Raw genomic sequence first — 1,193 nt, forward strand, 5'->3', positions numbered from 1 at the left:
CCAAGGACCATGTCCGCCACCAGGTGCCCCACGCCCGGCCCGATGCCAAAGCCATGCCCGGACAGACCCGCCGCAAGAACAAGACCCGGGATGCCGACATCGGCGTCGATCACGGGCACACCGTCAGGCGTGCTGTCAATGTAGCCGCCCCAGGCGGCCTGCACGGACAGCTTGCGGAGTTCCGGCAGGAGCTCTTGCGCGCGCGCAAGGGTCTGGGCGATGACTTTGGCGTCGGGTTTCGGATCGAGGATACGCATCCGCTCCATCGGGGTCGGCTGGTCCAGCGCCCAGCGGCGGCGTGTTTCGAAACCCGCCGCCCAGGCCTGTGTGCCGCCGGGGCGCAGCACCCTCCAGCGCCGGGCAAACATCGGCAGAAAATGCCGCATTCCCATGATCGCGCCAGGGGTCGGATCAAGGTTGGCGCGGCCCGAGGTGGCCAGCGTGTATCCGCCATCGGCGCGGCGGGTGACGGTGACAGGCGCGGTGTGCAGCGCATCCGGCAGACCTTGCGCGCCGGGGGCCACAGACAGGATAGAACTGCGGACGGAGGCCTGCGGAAAGAAGATGCCCTGCTGTTGCAGGAAGCTGCCGGCCCAGGCTCCTCCCGCCACGACGACTGCGGGCGTGCGGATCGTGCCGTGTTCGGTCACGACCGCAGACACACGCCCCGCGCTGCGCTCGATGCCCCGTGCAGCGCAGCTCTGTACGACATGGCCGCCCAGCGTTTCGATCGATTTTGCAATCAGCGGTGCTGCGCGCGCCGGATCGGCCGTTCCGTCGGTGGGCGACCAGACACCCCCCTTCCATTGCTTGCCAGTGGCTGCACCGCGCTCTGCGGCCTCCTGTGCCGTCAGCATATGCGTCTCGACCCCTGCGCTGCGCGCGAAGCGGCCCCATTTGGCCCAGCCTTCGATCTCGGCCTCGTCGTTGGACAGGTAGATCAGCCCGCAGCGACGAAAACCCAGATTGTCACCGATCTCGGCACCCATTTGTTCCCAAAGCGCCAAGCTGCGCGTGGAGAGGGGCAGTTCCCGCGCGTCGCGGTTCTGCTGGCGGCACCATCCCCAGTTGCGGCTGGACTGTTCGCCGCCGATGCTGCCCTTTTCGACCAGCACGACGTTCTGGCCTTCCCGCGCCAACCACCAGGCGGCACAGACGCCGACGATGCCGCCACCGATCACGACGCAATCGGC

Annotated in this window: 1 protein-coding gene; it reads right to left on the minus strand. The window is 68.1% G+C overall.

What is annotated here, in order from left to right:
- Window positions 1-1,193: NAD(P)/FAD-dependent oxidoreductase (locus tag GGQ68_RS24070; RefSeq protein ID WP_183970545.1), on the minus strand; the 1,193-nt coding region annotated here is incomplete at both ends.

The sequence above is a fragment of the Sagittula marina genome (genome assembly GCF_014196795.1).
Classification (GTDB): domain Bacteria; phylum Pseudomonadota; class Alphaproteobacteria; order Rhodobacterales; family Rhodobacteraceae; genus Sagittula; species Sagittula marina.